Consider the following 15,880-nt stretch of genomic DNA (forward strand, 5'->3'; position numbering starts at 1 on the left):
ATGGGTTAAGTAAAATTATACCACAGTTTCGGCAAAAAATGTACTATGAGATTCCTGCCTTGATGCCCCAAAGCACCAGTAGATGCAGGGGATAAAACACATAAAAGAAATAACGCGGCAGTTTTTTTGAAAACGCCGCCACACGCCATTTCCCATCCAAAAAGCCAAAGGAAAAGAGAGACAATAGCTGAATCCATGCCCTTGTTTTCAAGCCATACAGAATATTCAGCAGCAGCTGTCCGTAAAAGCAGCGACTTTCCCGTTCTGCATAAAGCCCGAAGCAGAAAATCGTCCAGACACCATACCAGCCATAGCTCATGTCAGCAAAATAAGAGCCGATAAGCAGTACCGCCGCAACCGTCTTTTTCCCCTGACGAAAGAAATACAGCGCCGCCGCACCCCATGCCAGCATGAATAAGGGATTGCCCTGTGTGATGCCGAACAGAAGCATATAAATCGGCTGAGAAAGGACTGCTGTCAGAAGAATTCGCCCGAAATACCGCCAAAAGCAATGCGTATAGCGCACCCCCTCGGCAATGCCGAAGGCAAACAACGGAAACGAAAGCCGCCCGATGGCACGAAAGCCAATGGCACTCGGAAAAAAAACCATGCCGATGTGGTCAATCAGCATGGTCAGTGCCGCAATAAACTGTATGAATTGCCGCTGTTCCCTTCCCATTATTCCTGGAACATAGGAGTGGAGAGATATCTGTCGCCCGTATCCGGCAGGAATACCACAATGTTTTTGCCTGCATTTTCGGGGCGCTTTGCAATCTCCTTCGCCGCATGTACCGCCGCACCTGCGGAAATACCGGACAGCAGACCTTCCTCTCTCGCAAGGCTTCTGCCTGCCGCATACGCATCTTCATTCGTTACAGTAACAATTTCATCATAAATATCTGTATTCAGAACATCGGGTACGAAGTTTGCGCCGATCCCCTGAATCCCATGAGGGCCTGCAACACCCTTGGACAGCAGGGGGGAGGCTGCCGGCTCTACTGCAACAATCTGCACCGCAGGGTTCTTTTCCTTCAGATATTTGCCTACGCCTGTGATTGTGCCGCCTGTGCCGATGCCCGCAACGAAAATATCCACCTTACCATCGGTATCTGCCCAGATTTCGGGGCCTGTGGTTTCATAATGCGCCGCCGGATTGGAGGGGTTCACAAACTGCCCTGCAATGAAGGAATTGGGGATTTCCTTTGCCAGCTCCTCCGCCTTTTCCACTGCACCCTTCATGCCCTGCTTGCCCTCTGTCAGCACCAGCTCCGCACCAAAGGCTGTCATCAGCAGTCTGCGTTCCATGCTCATGCTGTCAGGCATAACGATGATTGCACGATAGCCTCTTGCCGCCGCCATCAGTGCCAGACCAATGCCTGTGTTGCCGCTTGTGGGCTCAATGATGGTTGCGCCCTCCTTCAGGATGCCTGCCTTTTCCGCATCCTCCACCATGCGCTTTGCGATACGATCCTTCGCACTGCCGCCGGGGTTCAGCGCTTCTACCTTTGCCAGCAGAGTTGCGCCCGTTCCCTTTTCAATCTTTGTCAGCTCCAGTAAGGGTGTGTTGCCAATCAGTTCTTCTACACTTTTATAAATCTTAGCCATAGTTGTTATCCTCCGTTCAAAAAATCTGTTTTCCGTATTTCATTAGTGTAACATAAATTTTCAAACCTGACAGCAACAACAGCCAAAAATTGTACTTTTTAAAAGCATAACATCACTCCCTATTTCATATCAATTAACTATGATTTAAGAGAATACACCTGTTTTTTCTATTTGTCAATCGTTTTTTCTCATTTTCTTCTATTGTACCATCTTCTTTTTTGTGCTACCATTGTTTTGGTAAACAGTCTATACAAGAAAAAGGAGAAATACTATGAAAATCGGTAGAAATGACCCCTGCTGGTGCGGCAGCGGCAAAAAATACAAATCCTGCCACGCGGCTTTTGATGATAAGCTGGCAGCGTATCAATTAAAGCATATTCCCGTTCCCAATCATAAGCTGATTAAAACCCCCGAACAGCTAGAAGGCATCCGCAAGGCAGGCAAGCTGAATACAGCAATTCTGGATATGGTTGCGGAAAATATCAAGGCAGGCATGTCCACAGACGATATCAATACACTGGTGCATAACTACACCGTAGAGCATGGCGGTATCCCTGCGCCTCTGGGCTATCAGGGCTTCCCCAAGAGCGTCTGCACCTCTGTGAACGATGCTATTTGTCATGGTATCCCCGATCCCAATCAAATCCTGCAGGATGGCGATATCATCAATGTTGACGTTACCACCATTCTGGATGGCTATTATGCCGACGCTTCCCGTATGTTCCTGATTGGTAATGTCTGCGACGAGGCGAGAAAGCTGGTTGAGGTAACAAAGGAATCCGTTGATTTAGCCCTGAAGGAAGTAAAGCCTTGGGGCAGACTGGGCGATATCGGCGCAGTGATCAGCGAGTATGTCCATCAGCATGGCTATACTGTTCTGCGTGATATCGGCGGTCATGGGGTCGGCAATGATTTCCATGAGGACCCGTATGTCTGCCATATCGGCAAGAGAGGAACAGGGATGCTTCTTGTGCCCGGCATGGTCTTTACAATTGAACCCATGGTAAACGAAGGCAAAGAGGATTTCTTCGTAGATGAAGAAAACGAATGGACGGTTTATACCGAGGACGGCTCTCTTTCCGCCCAGTGGGAATATACCGTTGCCGTAACCGAGGACGGCGTAGAAATTATCACACACTAAAATTTTCTTATGAAACAACGAACCCCCTCCGCACGCTACATACGGAGGGGATTTATTTTATCAGCATTATTCTGTTTTCTGCGCCTGTTCTGCCAGAAATTTTGCTGTTTTCTCAATCATCTGCAATCTGGTGTCACTGAAGGAATGGTCGGTGTCCAATGCTTCATAAACCACATTTCCACCCATTTTCTTCAGCTCCTCTACCCAAGGCAGGCAATGCGCCGCAGGCGGACAGCACTCATCCTGCACCGCACCTAAGCAATAAACCGGACGTTTCCCAAAGCGTTTCAGCAATGCCCCAATGCGATAGCTTGCCTGATTGGCGAAAACCTCCTCATATAATGCCGCAGGAGAGGTTCCGTTCAGCCAAATCGGACCGCCCTCAAAAATATCCATCAACAGCCGCTTCGGCTCCGTATCATCCGCAAAGCCCATCACGCCGCCCAAATCGCAGGGAGCAAGCAGAACCGCCGCTTTCAGCTCCGGATGCGCCGCCAGAAGCTGTGCCGTTACAAAGCCGCCAACGCTATGCCCTGCCACAAACAGCCTCTCTTTATCAAAGCCGTAGGTCGTATTCGTTTCGATAAATTCCAGAAGGGTATCTGCATCCTCCAGATTATGCGCATAGGCATACGCTCCATCACTGCCCCAGCTGCCGCTGTAATGATACAGCACTACATGAAAACCAATGCGCCGCAGTGCCTGCGCTAAATCAAAATTCTTTTCAATACCCGGAAAGCCATGACTCAGCAAAACCGTCGGATGCAGCCCTGCGCCGCCTGCGCGGTAAATTGTCACCAGAAGCCTGCCACGCTTTCCCTGCAAAACCTCCGCCTGTAAATCAGGAGGATTTTTCTCCCATGAGCCTTCCTTCGTCAAATATTTCAAATCCATCGCATGCGCCTCCTTCGGTTTTTCTTTCGTATATTTTTTATATCATAGCATTTTTGTAGAAAATTGCAAGAATAAAATTTCTGCCGAAAAATCAATATAACCACCGGTAAACCGGTGGTTATAGACTGTAGACAAAGTAATTTTGAGGCAGCGGAAGGGCTTGGGAAACAAATCCGTTTCCCAAATGGAATCCGCAGTCGGAATTCACTTCCGGCGAGGAAAACAGCGAGTTTCGAGGCTTTTAAGCTGATGGAACTCGTCTGTTTATTCTTCTGTCTTAGCAAGTCGAAATCCTGATTTCGACTTAGGGTGTCGACTTTGTCGACACCCTAAACCACCGGTAAACCGGTGGTTATGCTTTTTCAAAACCTATTTATCCAGAACCGCAACCTGAATTGCCTTTACAGCCTCCTCCATGCGCTTGATATCCTCCGCCTTCAGCCTGATATCCAAACACTTCGCCGTATCCTCTACGCTCAATGCACGGCGCATGCCGACCAGAAGGCTCATTCTGTCATACTGAGACAGCGCCCAAGCCTCCACCAATGCCGCATAGCTGCAATGATATTCCTCGCACATCGGTGCCCAGAGTGCAAATGCACGGCGCAGTCCTTCCTTCTTTTCGGGTGCCACCCACGGCAGTCTGGAACGGATGTCCGTTTTCGCAAATTCCTTATCCAGAAACGCAGGAGAGGTCAGAAAGCCCTCCTCCAATACGCCGTAGGTCTGGAATACAGTATTGTTTTTTCTGCACATCTCAAAATATTCTCTGCCATGGAAGGGAGAAAGAATACTGAAAAATTCCTGCACAACGGATACCTTACCGCCGACCCTCCGATATGCCGCCAAATCCGCAGGCTGGCTGTTGGAAAGCCCATAGGTACGGATTTTCCCTTCTCTGACCAGATCCTCCAGCGCGCCGACCGTTTCCTCTACAGGAAAGCTGCCGCAGACATAATGCACAATCACGGAATCCAGATAATCCGTCTGCATTCTGCGCAGAGAATCCTCTACGTCCTTTTTCACCGCCGCCGCACGGGTGTCATTGTTGACGGTATACCCATCGCGTTCATAATGGAAATTACCGCCCTCATTTCTCCAGTTCAGAGAGCATTTGCTTTGCAGGATAAAGTCCTGTCTTCTGCCCTTCAACGCCCTGCCGAGCAGCTCCTCGCTTGCCCCTGTGCCGTAAACCGGCGCGGTATCAATATAGTTTATGCCATATTCCCGACAGCTGTCCAGCAGATTTCTGGTATCCTCTACCGTAGAATCTCTGTCCGTCCAGACACTGCCGCCGCCAAGTCCCCATGTGCCTAATGCAATCACGGAAACATCAATATCCGTATTGCCAAGCTTCTGATATCTCATTATTATCCCTCCATTTGCTTTGAAAACTGCTTACAGTATACCATATAAGTATCGAAATGGGTACCGCATCACAGCATACACCGCCGCAGATGGTCAATCACAATCCGCATCGGCTCGGAAACCCATTTTTCCCGATGGTGCAGCAGCTGTGTCCAGATTTCGATTTCCATTTCAGGCACATTCAGATAGCACAGTGCCCCCTTTTCGATATACGGCTTCGTGATATAATCAGGCAAAAGCGCAAGCCCTGCATTCTGCTCCACCAAGGACGCAATCAGCCCTGCATTCCCGCTGACAAAAACAGGCTGAATCTCCAAGGAATGTGCCGCAAGTTTCTCATCCAGCATCCGGCGGTAGCTCATACCCTTTTCGGTCAGCAGAAACGGCTGCTTCACCAATTCTGTCAAAGCAATGGCATCCCCTGCCGCCAAGGCATTGCCTGCCGCACAAACAAAATGCACCCCAATCCGACTTTCCTGCTGTATCACATAATTCGTATCGTAAATATGGTTATCCAGCGTATACACAATATCCGCTTCATTCTGGTTTAAAAGGCGAAACATCTCCTGCGTGCCGGCGGAAATGCACTCCAGCGTAATATCGGGATATTTGCGGTGCAGCTCCGGAAAAATGCGCCGAATCACCTCACTGCTCAGGGAATCCGCAATCGCCAGACGCACACGCCCATGCACCTTCGTTTCCGCTTTCGTTTCCTCCTGAAAGCTTTCCAAAAGCTCATTGATTTTGTAAGCAGAGCGCAGCAGACGAATCCCGTGCTCCGTCAGTGTAACCGTGCGGTTGATTCTCTCGAATAAGGGCACACCCAATTCATTTTCCAGCTGGCGAATCTGAAAGGAAACCGTTGATTGGGAATAGCCTAGCTTATCCCCCGCCTTCGTGAAGCTGCGCAGCTCCGCTACATGTATGAAAGTAACCAGATTTTTGATATCCATAACTGCTCCTTTTTCCCATCCTTCAACATTCTTTCTCTTCACTCTATCCGAAATGCCGCAAAAAATCAAGATAGAATCTTTCTTGATTTTTTCTTCTTTTTCCATCAGCCGTATTGCTTTTCTCTGCCTGCTGCGGTATAGTAGAATGAAGAAGGATAAACTTAAGCAGCGTTTCGGGCGTAGGCCGGTGGGCTTTGCATATCGGCACTTAATCGTCCTTCTTGAACGGATACCGCTTGGCGGAACGGCTCGGGGAATTGTACCCCGGTGCCAAGGGAAACCTTGCGGAAATAGGATTGGGAATAAGGATTGACGCAGAATATGCCTTCCTGCCCTTCGGGCATAGCCGAAGTATTTGCGGTATCTCGGAAATACGCTATTCTGCAGGCTGAGTCAACGGAATGATTCCTAGAAGATGGAGGACGCTTCGGCGAAGAATCCCGCTAGGCTTCCGTTGCAAGCAAAAAAAGAGCCTGATTTCACTGTGCACATGAAATCGGCTCTTTTTCTTTTTTACTGCCCTATAAAAAAGAATGCCGAAAATCAAAAAGGATATTGCATTTTTGATTTCTTTGTAGCATAATAAAAACAAGAGGAACAACCGCCCACAAGGTGGGTTGACCTATTGACAAAGGGACATAGAAAGCCACCCTGCAACCGGTCAAAGTATTAGGGTGGTTTTTCTATGTCTAAAATAAAAGACTATCTGAGATTCAAAAATATGAATGTCAGCAATGCAAGAAGGAATGTCCCAAAAGACATTAAGTCTTTAAAGTCAAACTTCATCAGCACCACCCCCATTCTATGTAGAATGAAGGTCAAGCCACCCTGTACACGATTGTTCCATAACAGCATTGTAGCACACCAACACACACCGCACAAGCGAACAAAGAAAAAGAGCCTTTCGGCTCTTTTTCTTTTATACTTCCATAATAATCGGCAGAATCATCGGACTTCTCTTTGTCTTCTGCCAAATATAATTTTTCAGCGTATCCTTAATGACACCCTTGATATAATTCCAGCTTGTAACATTCTTTTCCTCGCATTTCAGCAGCGCATCCAACACGCAGGCGCGCGCCTCATCCATCAGATTTTCTGCCTCGCGGACATATACAAACCCTCTGGAAATAATATCGGGGCCGGAAACAATCGTCCCCATTTCTCGGTCCATGGAAACCACAACCACCATCAGTCCATCCTGTGACAAATGCTTTCTGTCACGCAGAACGATATTGCCGACATCGCCAACGCCCAAGCCGTCTACCATAATCTGTCCCACAGGCACAGTTCCGGTAACCTTCGCCTCATTTTTGTTGACCTCCAGCACCTCACCCAGCTTCATCACGAAGATGTCATTTTTATCCATCCCCATGGAAATCGCCAAATTCTTGTGACAGGAAAGGTGCATGAATTCCCCATGCACAGGCATGAAGAACTTCGGCTTTGTCAGCGCCAGCATCAGCTTCAGCTCCTCCTGACGGGCGTGACCGGAAACGTGGATATCCTCAATATCTCCATAAACCACGTTTGCGCCCTTTTTCAGCAGCTCATTCACCACACGGGAAATGCTTTTTTCATTCCCCGGAATGGCAGATGCACTGATGATAATTTTATCATCAGGCTTTACGTTAATCTGCTTATGCTCGCCGGATGCGATACGGGACAGGGCGGACATTGTCTCCCCTTGGCTGCCTGTCGTAATGATAACCAGCTGATCATCCCGATAATTTCTTGTTTCGTTAATATCAATCAGCGTTCTGGGCGGAATCCAGAGATAATCCAGCTCGGATGCCGTTTTCACCGCATTGACCATACTGCGACCGATAATGGCAACCTTTCTGCCGTACATATACGCCGCATTGATAACCTGCTGAATACGATGAATGTTTGAGGAGAAGGTCGCAACCATGATACGGTTCTTCGGTGTTTCCTCGAAAATCTTCTCGAACACCTTCCCCACGTTCTTTTCAGACATCGTGAAGCCCTTTCTCTCGGCATTGGTGCTGTCGCTCATCAGCAGGAGAACTCCCTCCTTGCCCAGTGCGGCAAACCGCTGTAAATCAATCACATCCCCGTCAATGGGAGTATAGTCCACCTTAAAGTCGCCCGTATGCACCACAACGCCCACAGGTGTATGGATTGCCAGTGCGACCGCGTCTGCGATAGAGTGGTTCGTATGGATAAATTCCACAACCATCTGTCCCAGCTTTACCTTTTCGCCGGGTACAACCGTATGTCTTGTTGTGGAATCCAGCATTTTATGCTCTCTCAGCTTATTTTCCAGAAGCCCCAGTGTCAGCAGTGTCCCGAATACGGGTACGTTAATCTGCTTGAGAATATAGGGCAATGCGCCGATATGATCCTCGTGTCCGTGTGTTAATACAATCCCTTTGATTTTGTCGATGTTTTTTGTCAAATAAGTCACGTCAGGGATAACCAAATCGATCCCCAGCATATCATCCTCAGGGAATGCCAGACCGCAGTCGATGATGATAATATCATCGCCATATTCCAGAACCGTCATATTTTTACCGATTTCATCCAGACCGCCCAGCGCGATCACCTTCAGGTTCATCTTGGGCTTTGCCTTTGCGCGGCTCTTTGTGCGCTGCTTCGGCTTTGCCGCCGGTTTCGCCGTCATCTTCGCAGCCGGCTCCTTTTTCGCCTTCGGCTCTGTCTTTGCCCTGCTGTCCGCCTTTGTCTTTGCTGTTCTCGTTTTGGTTTCCTTCGTGGAATCCTTTCCGTTTGTCTCCTTTGCGGATTTTTTCTCTGCCAAAAAACACACCTCCTTTTTTGTTTTCTCTGTCATTTTCTTTATAGTATGGCGTAAAAAAGTTCTCTTTAAACGGCAGAATCAGCGCCCCTTTTCCAAAAAAGGGCAAACAGAAAAAGAGCAGTCGATACTCAACGATTGCAAAAACATTTCCGCTCCGTTTTTCCAATCCGATGAGTGCTGCTGTTTTTCCTTCCGTATTCTGCTGTTTCTTTTTCCGCTCATTTTTGTATAAAAAGGGACTTTTGCAGACCGCAAAAAATCACCCTAATACATTCGTCAATCAGTCATCCGTTTCTACGGTATAATCCTCTGCCTTCTGGGCAAACAAATCTGCCACGCGGTCAAATTCCGCGTCATCCTCCACCAATTCATACGTCACATCATCCGTATTGATGGAAACCTCCTTCAAAATGATGGCATCTGTTTCATCATCATCCATCAATTCTGTTTCCACTACCAAAAGGTAGCGTTCGCCGCCGCAGGCAACATTATCAATGATGGAAAACTCCACTGCATCACCGTTTTCATCTGTCATAGTAACCACTTCAAATTCCAGATCATTGATTTCGTCATAAATATCCGCCATAAAATTCTCCTCTATTCTTATCCTTTCGCCTTGCTGTCAAGATAGCCCTGCAAAATATGCACCGCCGCCATCTTGTCAATGACGCTTTTTCTCTGATTATGGTTCAGCCCAACCTCGCGCAGAGAACGCTCCGCCGCAATGGTGCTGAATCTTTCGTCCCAGAGCAGAACCTCTGCCTTGGGGAATCTTCTTTTCACGCGTTCGCAGAAATCCTTTGTTTTGACACATCTGTCCCCTTCGGAGCCGTCCAGATTTTTCGGATAGCCCAGAACGATTGTCTCTGCCTGATATTGTTCCACCAGCTCTGCCAGTCTACGCATACATTTCTTAAATTCCATGGAACTTTCCCTTCGGATAATCTCCACGCCCTGTGCCGTCCAGCCAAAAGGGTCGCTGACCGCAACACCAATGGTTTTGTCACCAAAATCCAACCCTAAAATACGCAATTCGGTTCCTCTTTCTTTTTCCGACGATTACTCGTTACGGTCTAAATAATCCTTTACCAGCTCCTCCAGAAGCTCATCCCGTTCCAGCTTACGAATCAGCACACGGGCATTCTGATAGCTTGTAATATAAGTCGGGTCACCGGAAAGGATATAGCCTACAATCTGGTTGACAGGATTATAGCCCTTTTCCCGCAAGGCATTGCTCACTGCCATCAGGATTCGCTTTGCTTCGTTTTCGGGTTCTTTTTCCAATCTGCCGAAATACTGTGTTTCATGTAAATTTGCCATATTTTTCACTCTCCATTCTGCGGCAGTGCCGCCCCCCTTATATCCCAAATATATTTACAGGAAAATTTCCTGTTATCTGTAAAATCAGCTATCTTTATGATACATGAAAAAAAACCTGTTTGCAACCATATTCTCTTTACATAATTATTACAAATTCCTTTTCTTATACCTCTGCATCCCCGAAAAGCATTTCGCCCTCCGCCCTTGTGATGTGGGTTTTGCAAATGCGGTTTGTCAAATCGACTTCGCTTCTGCCATGCACCTTCATATAGTTCGTGGTATGCCCTTCATAAATCCCATCGCCGACGGCTCTTTCATACAGCACCTCCGCATCCGTCCCAACGGCATCCACCAGAAATTCCGCCGCCATTTTGTCGCTCAGCTGAATGAGCGTATGGCTTCTTTCGGCTTTTACCGCATTGAGCAGCTGATCCTTCCTTGCCGCCGCAGGTGTGCCGCGCTTGGGCGAATAAGGAAATACATGAATCTTCGCAAAGCCGATTTCCTCCGCAAAGGCATAGCTTTCCCTGAAATCCTCCTCGGTTTCTCCAGGGAAGCCGACAATGATATCCGTTGTCAGCGCAACCTTCGGCAGATATTTCCTGAGCGTCGCTGCCGCCTGTCTGTATTTCTCCGTATCATATTTCCGGTTCATTTCCTTCAGGGTTTTATCGCAGCCGCTCTGCAGGGAAAGATGGAAATGGTCGCAGACCTTTGGCAGTGCCGCCATGGTCTGTGCAAATTCCTCCGTCACCACATTCGGCTCAATGGAGCTGAAGCGAATCCGCTCAATTCCTTCCACCTCATGCACCTGCTTGAGAATATCCAGCAGAGAGGTATCCCTTCTGTCCTTGCCGTAGCTTGCCACATGGATGCCCGTCAGCACAACCTCTTTAAAGCCGTTCTCCGCCAAACGCTTTACCTCAGCCACAACCTCCTGCGGCTCTCTGCTGCGGATAGGGCCTCTCGCATAAGGAATGATGCAGTAGGAGCAATACTGGCTGCACCCATCCTGAATTTTCAGATAGGCTCTTGTTCTGTTTGCCAGCTTTTGAATGGAAAGCGGCTCAAATACACGCTCCTTCATAATATCGGAAACGTGGTTTTCCACGCCGTTTGCCCTGTCATACTGCTCCACCATTTCCACAATCTGCGCTCTGTCCTTCGTTCCGATGACCAGGTTCACGCCTGCAATCTCCATCAGCTCCTTGGGCGCAGTCTGCGCATAGCAGCCGACAACCGCCACAATGGCATTTTCATTCTGCCGCTTTACCTTACGAATCAGCTGACGGGATTTCTTGTCCCCGAAATTCGTTACCGTACAGGTATTGATGACATACACATCCGCTTCTTCATCAATCCCCACAATTTCATAGCCCTTTTCTGCGAACAGCTCCGCAATGGCTTCGCTTTCATACTGATTTACCTTGCAGCCCAATGCAAAACTTGCTGCTTTCTTCATATTAAAACGCTCCTTCGCGGCAGAAAAATTTCCTTTTGCTCTGCCGCTCTCTATTATTCATCAATTTATTCTGAAAAACAACGGTAATATCTTCATTGCTACCGTTACATCCTTTCCGGAAAGCCAGACCAGATGCTCTCTGAGCATTTCCCAGCGTTCCTTTTTGGGCGTAACCTGCGCGCAGATGGTCTCCATGGCATCCAAATGCACCATGATATCCTCCCGCTCCACAAGGGAAAGCCCCTGCATCATGCCGATTTCCAGCCGCACCGTTGTAAAATCCGCATTAAAATTCAGCTCCTCCCGCTCCTTGGCAATGGAATATTCGATTAAGCCTTCGTTGCTGTATCCATTTTCCCGAAACAGCTTCATCCGCTCCAGCAATGTCCGCACGTTCTCCCGATAATTCTCCGCCATATCCGCGACATCCTCATACGGCTGAATGACCTTCAGCCTCTTCGTGAAGCCTTCGATTCTTTCGGCATAATGCTCCAGAAGCAGGCGGAACAGCTCCTCCAAGGCATCGCTGTCATAGGAGGATGCCTCCCAAACACGTTCCACGCGGTCAATATCCTCGTCAATCATGGTTCGTATATCCTTTTCCTCCGGCATATCCTCCACCGCCCCTTCTGCATTTAAATTATCTTTTAGTATAGCATAAAAACAAGGGCTCTGGCAAGAAGCCCGCCCCGTTAAAACCGTTTTTTCGCAAAAATCGCAAAAACTCTGCAAAAGAACGCCCGATTCCGATTGATTTTTCCCTTCCTTTATGCTATCATAGCAGTAAGAAAGGATTACCGCTTGTGGAAGGGCGGTCAGTCCGTAATAGTTGTGAATGACCGTCTAACTTCTGTTAGGCTGTCACTTTTTATTTATTTCCTGTTTCACGCAGGGCGATAAGAGCTATGAAAAAGGATTACCGCTTGTGGAAGGGCGGTCAGTCCGTAATAATGTGGTTGACCGTCTAACTTCTGTTAGGCGGTCTTTTTCTTATCATTTCTTATGCAAAAAGCATAAGGTGATAATTCCAATGATTACTAAGCTATATTGAAACAATTCAGCGTATGTAACCATAAACATCACCCCCTTTACAGGAAGTGACTGAACCGCCGAGCGATAATCCTCGCTTATACCATACCACATTTTTCTTTTTTCGACAAGCAACAAAAAAGCCGCATCCCCTATAGGTAATACGGCTCTCTTATTTTTCCGCTTATTTTTCTTCTTCGTCATCCTCAATGATTACAACCATGCCGCCCAGTCTTCTGTTCAGCTCTTTTCTTGTAATCTTAATGATATTGGGTGTCACGCCGTCCGGCTGTTCCTCGATAAAGTATGCTTCCTCCTTATCGCAGTCGTTTTCATCCAACCAGCCGCTGAAATAGGACAGAATGGAACGCATAATTTCCACGCTGTGCCCCCAATAATCCAAATCCAGGAAAACCAGTCTGTTCTTCTCGCCGTTTTTGGAGAATTTACGGCTCTTGTAAACCATTGTAAACAAACGTCTTTCCTCTCCCTTATAGGTAAAATATACAGCCATTTCATTGCTTTCACCAAAACGATTCTCGTAACGGTTTACCTTTGCCTCGGGGTCAAAAAATTTCAAAATAAACTGATAAATCTGCTCCAGTTCAATCTCTTTTGTAATGTACCCATGCGTTTTTGCCGTCATTTGAAAGGCCTCCTTTTTTCCTACTTTCATCATTTCCGCATCAATATTTTGCGTACAAATTGTTTTTGATTCTGATTGCATTATACAGGAAGAAAATCCCCTTTACAAGAGCAATACCTTCCATGGAAAGCCAAATTTTCCGCCTCTTTTTTAGGCAGTTTTACGCCAGCTTTTCCAGTATTTTTTCCACCAGCTCACTGCTGCGCTTTGCCGCCAGAAGCACAAACTGCTCATAGGACATATTCGCCTGTTCATCCGCGCTGTCGCTGATGGCACGAATGATAACAAAGGGAATTCGGTTCAGCCAGCAGGCATGGGCAATCGCCGCACCCTCCATTTCCGCACAATCCCCCTGCACATACCTTTTGATATGCTCCTTGCCTTCCTTTGTGCCGATGAATTTATCCCCACTGGCAACTCTGCCGAGAATCACATGATAGTTTTCCGCCGTTTCCGCCGCAGCCTCCTGCGCCAGCTTCACCAGCATCTCATCCGCCTTGAAATAGCTTTCCGCCAAACGGGGAATAGTCCCAATAGGGTCGCCCAGCGCAGAAACATCCATGTCATGCTGTACCGCATCCGTGGAAATGAGGATATCCCCAATGCCCAGTTCGGGGTGAATTGCCCCCGCACAGCCCGTATTGATGATATAATCCACACCGAAATGGTCAATCAGCACCTGTGTGCAGACAGCCGCATTCACCTTGCCGATGCCGCTGATGACCAGCACAATGCTGTTGCCGCAATATTTCCCCACATGGAAATCCAGCCCGATGATATTTTTTGTCGTCACAATCTCGATTTTCTCTTTTAAATATGTGATTTCCTCCGACATTGCACCAATGATGCCAATGGTTTTCATTTCGTTGTCATCTCCGTTTCTGTTGTCTCGCGGATATCTGTCCGCATACTTCAGCCGTTTGGTTTTTATCTCGCATACGAATTATACCACAAACTGTATACACTCTGCAAGTCGAAGCCGATTTTACCATCCTTCCGTTGCAAAAAAAGAGCATCTTCTGTATACTGAGGAGAGAAAAAGAAAGTAAGAGGTGTAACCAATGAACACAAAACCGATTATCGGCATTGCGCCGAATTATTCTTACGAAAAAAAGGAATATACCCTCAGTGAGGATTATGTCCTTGCCATCGAAAAGGCAGGCGGCTGTCCCATCGTGCTCCTGCCCCATCAGGCATTGCCCCCCTTTCTGGACGGACTTCTGCTGACCGGCGGCGGTGATATCGATCCGCTCCTGTTCGGAGAAGAGCCCCTTTGCCAGAGCGGCGAGATTAACCCCCTCCGTGATGCCTGTGAAATGCGCATCTGCGAGGCTGCACTGGAAAAGGATTTGCCCATGCTCGGCATCTGCCGCGGCATGCAGGTCATGAATATCGTCAAGGGCGGCGGCATCTATCAGGATATCGGCGTACAGGCAGGCACAACCCTCAAGCATATCCAGCAGGCACCCCGTTCCTATGGCACACACAGCATTTTTGTCGAGGACAACACCCTTTTAACCGACCTCTGGGAAAATAAACGCACCGTTGTCAATTCCCTGCATCATCAGTCCTGCTCCACGCTTGGGGAGGGCTTTATTGTCTCTGCCCGCAGTGCGGATGGTCTGATTGAAGCCATTGAGCATAAGGATAACCGCTTCGCCGTCGGCGTGCAGTGGCATCCCGAGGCAATGAAAACAGAGGAAATGGGGCTGCTGTTCTCTGCCTTCTTGAAGGCGGCGGCAGAATATCAACAGGCAAGGAGGTAAGAAGCATGGATGTTATCAATGATCTAACCTCGTCTCTTTCCTCTGATTTAAACAGCACGGAGCTTGCGAAGGATTTAGGGCTTGGCTTCCTTGCCAAATCCACAGCCATCAACGGTGCCGTCAATCTGGGCATCAAGCTTCTGGAAATTCTGTTCACGCTCTTTCTTTGCTGGCTTATGATTCGCATTTCCAGTAAACTGGTCAATAAATTCCTGCGGACACAGGTACAGCGCGAAAAGCTTTCCATGTCCGAAAGAAAAGCAAAAACTCTCAGCACCGTCACAGGCAGCATCCTGAAATATGTGATTTATTTCATCGGGCTGATGTCTATTTTAAAGCAGCTGGGTGTTTCCTCAGAATCCCTCGTTGTCATTGCCTCCGCAGGCTCGGTTGCCATCGGCTTGGGCGCGCAGAGTATCGCAGGGGATATGATGGAGGGCTTCTTCATCCTCTTTGAGGACCATTACGCCGTCGGGGATATCGTCACCATTCAGGGCATTACGGGTACGGTCGAAAGCGTCACCCTGCGTTCCACAAAGCTGCGCGATTTCGGCGGCGCTGTGCATATCATCCCGAATGGCTCTATCGGTACGGTCACCAATAACTGCCGTGAATTTATCAACGCCGTTGTCACCGTCGGCATTGCCTATGGCGAAAGCATCGACCGCGCCATTGCCGTTCTGCAGGATGAGATGCAGAAAACCGCAGATATGGAGGCTGTACTGGAACCCCCCACCGTTGCAGGTGTCATCGGTCTGGATGATTCCGCCGTTACCATTAAAATTGTTGCAAAATGCAAGATAAAAATGAATTATGCTGTGGAGGCGGAGCTGCGCCGCCGCATCAAAAACCGCTTTGATGCAGAAGGTATCGAAATCCCCTTCCCTCAGCAGGTTGTCCATTTGATGAAGGAGGCGTAA

At 48.1% G+C, this 15,880-nt stretch carries 16 protein-coding genes; 3 read left to right on the plus strand and 13 right to left on the minus strand.

Translation table 11 applies throughout. The features are described 5' to 3' along the window. Positions 1 to 43 precede the first annotated feature (43 nt). Both EJE48_RS02850 and cysK read right to left on the minus strand, forming a co-directional pair. The gene (locus EJE48_RS02850) at positions 44 to 679 is read right to left on the minus strand and encodes a TraX family protein (RefSeq protein ID WP_118579869.1); all 636 of its coding nucleotides are present in this window, start codon (positions 677 to 679) and stop codon (positions 44 to 46) included. Next, positions 679 to 1,605, minus strand: coding sequence for a cysteine synthase A (gene cysK / locus EJE48_RS02855; protein WP_118579872.1), 927 nt, complete (start codon positions 1,603 to 1,605; stop codon positions 679 to 681). Before cysK ends, EJE48_RS02850 begins: the two co-directional genes overlap by 1 nt. Positions 1,606 to 1,876: 271 nt before the next feature. On the opposite strand from cysK, the gene EJE48_RS02860 reads away from it, so the two are divergent. Further along, positions 1,877 to 2,746, plus strand: coding sequence for a methionyl aminopeptidase (locus EJE48_RS02860; RefSeq protein ID WP_118579875.1), 870 nt, complete (start codon positions 1,877 to 1,879; stop codon positions 2,744 to 2,746). Positions 2,747 to 2,812: 66 nt separating this feature from the next. Here EJE48_RS02860 and EJE48_RS02865 read toward each other — a convergent pair whose 3' ends face one another. The 11 genes from EJE48_RS02865 to EJE48_RS02920 all read right to left on the minus strand — a co-directional run bounded on the left by EJE48_RS02865 (position 2,813) and on the right by EJE48_RS02920 (position 14,056). Continuing rightward, positions 2,813 to 3,640 (minus strand): alpha/beta hydrolase family protein, encoded by an 828-nt coding sequence (locus EJE48_RS02865; protein ID WP_118579878.1) that lies wholly within the window; start codon positions 3,638 to 3,640, stop codon positions 2,813 to 2,815. Between the two features lie 369 nt (positions 3,641 to 4,009). Beyond that, positions 4,010 to 5,008 (minus strand): aldo/keto reductase, encoded by a 999-nt coding sequence (locus EJE48_RS02870; protein WP_118579881.1) that lies wholly within the window; start codon positions 5,006 to 5,008, stop codon positions 4,010 to 4,012. Between the two features lie 68 nt (positions 5,009 to 5,076). Beyond that, entirely contained in the window at positions 5,077 to 5,961 is an 885-nt protein-coding gene (locus EJE48_RS02875) for a LysR family transcriptional regulator (protein WP_160117303.1), read from the minus strand. A gap of 919 nt (positions 5,962 to 6,880) precedes the next feature. Further along, positions 6,881 to 8,602, minus strand: coding sequence for a ribonuclease J (locus tag EJE48_RS02880; protein WP_408608181.1), 1,722 nt, complete (start codon positions 8,600 to 8,602; stop codon positions 6,881 to 6,883). A gap of 415 nt (positions 8,603 to 9,017) precedes the next feature. Then, positions 9,018 to 9,323, minus strand: coding sequence for a DUF1292 domain-containing protein (locus tag EJE48_RS02885; protein ID WP_016407547.1), 306 nt, complete (start codon positions 9,321 to 9,323; stop codon positions 9,018 to 9,020). A 17-nt stretch (positions 9,324 to 9,340) separates the two neighbouring features. Continuing rightward, complete coding sequence (gene ruvX / locus EJE48_RS02890; RefSeq protein ID WP_118579887.1) at positions 9,341 to 9,769, minus strand: Holliday junction resolvase RuvX; 429 nt, start codon at positions 9,767 to 9,769, stop codon at positions 9,341 to 9,343. A 27-nt stretch (positions 9,770 to 9,796) separates the two neighbouring features. Continuing rightward, positions 9,797 to 10,057: an IreB family regulatory phosphoprotein gene (locus EJE48_RS02895; RefSeq protein ID WP_016407549.1), complete on the minus strand. Its 261-nt coding sequence runs from the start codon at positions 10,055 to 10,057 to the stop codon at positions 9,797 to 9,799. Between the two features lie 163 nt (positions 10,058 to 10,220). Continuing rightward, entirely contained in the window at positions 10,221 to 11,519 is a 1,299-nt protein-coding gene (mtaB, locus tag EJE48_RS02900) for a tRNA (N(6)-L-threonylcarbamoyladenosine(37)-C(2))-methylthiotransferase MtaB (RefSeq protein ID WP_118579890.1), read from the minus strand. A 60-nt stretch (positions 11,520 to 11,579) separates the two neighbouring features. Then, complete coding sequence (locus EJE48_RS02905) at positions 11,580 to 12,131, minus strand: hypothetical protein (RefSeq protein WP_124984283.1); 552 nt, start codon at positions 12,129 to 12,131, stop codon at positions 11,580 to 11,582. A 601-nt stretch (positions 12,132 to 12,732) separates the two neighbouring features. Next, positions 12,733 to 13,194 (minus strand): hypothetical protein, encoded by a 462-nt coding sequence (locus tag EJE48_RS02915; RefSeq protein WP_016407552.1) that lies wholly within the window; start codon positions 13,192 to 13,194, stop codon positions 12,733 to 12,735. A 160-nt stretch (positions 13,195 to 13,354) separates the two neighbouring features. Beyond that, on the minus strand, positions 13,355 to 14,056 hold the full coding sequence (locus tag EJE48_RS02920) for a 5'-methylthioadenosine/adenosylhomocysteine nucleosidase (RefSeq protein ID WP_118579899.1): 702 nt from the start codon (positions 14,054 to 14,056) through the stop codon (positions 13,355 to 13,357). A 199-nt stretch (positions 14,057 to 14,255) separates the two neighbouring features. On the opposite strand from EJE48_RS02920, the gene EJE48_RS02925 reads away from it, so the two are divergent. Both EJE48_RS02925 and EJE48_RS02930 read left to right on the plus strand, forming a co-directional pair. Beyond that, positions 14,256 to 14,960 carry a gamma-glutamyl-gamma-aminobutyrate hydrolase family protein gene (locus EJE48_RS02925; protein ID WP_016407554.1) on the plus strand — a complete coding sequence of 235 codons (705 nt, stop codon included), beginning with the start codon at positions 14,256 to 14,258 and terminating at the stop codon, positions 14,958 to 14,960. Between the two features lie 5 nt (positions 14,961 to 14,965). Continuing rightward, positions 14,966 to 15,880, plus strand: coding sequence for a mechanosensitive ion channel family protein (locus EJE48_RS02930; RefSeq protein ID WP_124984284.1), 915 nt, complete (start codon positions 14,966 to 14,968; stop codon positions 15,878 to 15,880).

Origin of the sequence: Anaerotignum faecicola (assembly GCF_003865035.1) — a bacterium.
In the GTDB taxonomy this organism is placed as follows: Bacteria; Bacillota; Clostridia; order Lachnospirales; family Anaerotignaceae; genus Anaerotignum_A; species Anaerotignum_A faecicola.

Coding starts and splice junctions, on each gene's coding strand:
- EJE48_RS02880 (WP_408608181.1), bottom strand. CDS start 8,602: ATGACGGCGAAACCGGCGGCAAAGCCGAAGCAGCGCACAAAGAGCCGC.
- EJE48_RS02860 (WP_118579875.1), top strand. CDS start 1,877: ATGAAAATCGGTAGAAATGACCCCTGCTGGTGCGGCAGCGGCAAAAAA.
- cysK (WP_118579872.1), bottom strand. CDS start 1,605: ATGGCTAAGATTTATAAAAGTGTAGAAGAACTGATTGGCAACACACCC.
- EJE48_RS02870 (WP_118579881.1), bottom strand. CDS start 5,008: ATGAGATATCAGAAGCTTGGCAATACGGATATTGATGTTTCCGTGATT.
- EJE48_RS02925 (WP_016407554.1), top strand. CDS start 14,256: ATGAACACAAAACCGATTATCGGCATTGCGCCGAATTATTCTTACGAA.
- EJE48_RS02850 (WP_118579869.1), bottom strand. CDS start 679: ATGGGAAGGGAACAGCGGCAATTCATACAGTTTATTGCGGCACTGACC.
- EJE48_RS02895 (WP_016407549.1), bottom strand. CDS start 10,057: ATGGCAAATTTACATGAAACACAGTATTTCGGCAGATTGGAAAAAGAA.
- EJE48_RS02915 (WP_016407552.1), bottom strand. CDS start 13,194: ATGACGGCAAAAACGCATGGGTACATTACAAAAGAGATTGAACTGGAG.
- EJE48_RS02865 (WP_118579878.1), bottom strand. CDS start 3,640: ATGGATTTGAAATATTTGACGAAGGAAGGCTCATGGGAGAAAAATCCT.
- EJE48_RS02885 (WP_016407547.1), bottom strand. CDS start 9,323: ATGGCGGATATTTATGACGAAATCAATGATCTGGAATTTGAAGTGGTT.
- mtaB (WP_118579890.1), bottom strand. CDS start 11,519: ATGAAGAAAGCAGCAAGTTTTGCATTGGGCTGCAAGGTAAATCAGTAT.
- EJE48_RS02905 (WP_124984283.1), bottom strand. CDS start 12,131: ATGCCGGAGGAAAAGGATATACGAACCATGATTGACGAGGATATTGAC.
- EJE48_RS02920 (WP_118579899.1), bottom strand. CDS start 14,056: ATGAAAACCATTGGCATCATTGGTGCAATGTCGGAGGAAATCACATAT.
- EJE48_RS02930 (WP_124984284.1), top strand. CDS start 14,966: ATGGATGTTATCAATGATCTAACCTCGTCTCTTTCCTCTGATTTAAAC.
- EJE48_RS02875 (WP_160117303.1), bottom strand. CDS start 5,961: ATGGATATCAAAAATCTGGTTACTTTCATACATGTAGCGGAGCTGCGC.